The organism is Hydrogenivirga sp. 128-5-R1-1 (assembly GCF_000171895.1).
The window spans coordinates 1-1,437 of the sequence record NZ_ABHJ01000357.1 but is presented as its reverse complement, the minus strand read 5'-3'; the positions used below and the strand labels follow the sequence as shown (position 1 = coordinate 1,437).

The 1,437-nt window shown below is 29.6% G+C and carries 1 protein-coding gene; it reads right to left on the bottom strand.

The features are described from left to right. The coding region (locus HG1285_RS01660) for a RelA/SpoT family protein (RefSeq protein WP_008289339.1) at positions 1 to 1,437 on the bottom strand (1,437 nt) is incomplete at both ends.

Here is a 1,437-nt window from a genome sequence, read left to right as displayed (position 1 = left end):
TCAGTACATTATCACAATTTTTATTATGTATAGATATACCTTTTCCTTTTGTCACTATGCCTACAATATCATCACCTGGAATAGGTCTACAACAGCTGGCAATCTTACACATTAAATTAGAAATACCATCTACTTCAATTTTAGCTTCTGTCTCTTGCTTATTTTCTTGACTTTTCTGTTTGAATTTTTGCTTAGAGGGTCTAAAGACCTTAAAAACTTTATTTAAAGAAATTTTGCCATCTCCAAGTGCATAAAGAAAATCTTCAAAGGTTTTAAAGTTAAATTTTTCAAGCAGTAAATTTTTCTCTTCATCTGTTAAAGACTTTAAAGACTTTCCAATTCTTTTCAGTAATTTATCAATTAATTTTTCTCCAAACTTTATAGATTTTTGTCTTTCAAGTTTATGAAGATAGCTTTTTATGTTTGATTTTGCTTTAGAAGAAACTACAAAGTTAAGCCAATCTCTATTTGGTTTTTTATTTGGAGATGTAATTATTTCTACAACATCACCGCTTTTTAATTGTGTATTCAAAGGAACTAATTTTCCATTTACCTTTGCCCCTGCACATTTGTGCCCAACCTGAGTATGAATGTTATAAGCAAAATCTACAGGTGTAGCCCCAACTGGCAGTTTTACTAAATCTCCTTTTGGTGTAAACACAAAAATTTCTTCATTTCCCAAATCATTTTTTACATTTTCAATCAGTTCAGAAGAGGGATTTTCTTTTATTGAATCCAATAAATTTTTCAACCATACAAAAGATTGCAAATCTTTTTCTGATAATTTTTCTCCTCCTTTATATCTCCAGTGGGCAGCCACCCCTTCTTCTGCTATTTTGTGCATTTTATGGGTTTTAATCTGTATTTCAACAAATTTTCCCTTAGGTCCAACTACGGTTGTATGCAGTGCCTGATACAAATTGGATTTTGGAAGTGATATATAATCCTTAAATCTTCCAGGTACAGGTTTAAAGGTTGAATGTATTATTCCAAGTACAAGATAACAATCTTTTATATTATTAACTAATATTCTAATTCCATTTATATCATAAATATCACTTAACTTTACATTCTTTCTCAGAGTTTTCTCATAAATGCTGTAAAGATGTTTTGTCCTAAACTGTATTTTGGCATTTATATTATGCTTTTTCAGTTCATTTTCTATTATTGGAACAACTTCTTCTTTTAAGTATTTTTCTTCCCTTGATTTTGTTGAAGCTAAAAATGAAACTATTTTTTTGTATTCATCTGGATAAAGATATTTAAATGATATATCTTCAAGCTCACTCTTTATATTCCACAGTCCAAGTCTTGCAGCCAGAGGAGCATATATTTCAAGTGTTTCTTTTGCCTTTTCTATTTGTTTATGAGGAGGTAAAAATTCAAAAGTTCTTGCATTATGTAGTCTATCAGCAAGTTTTACAAGTATAACTCTTA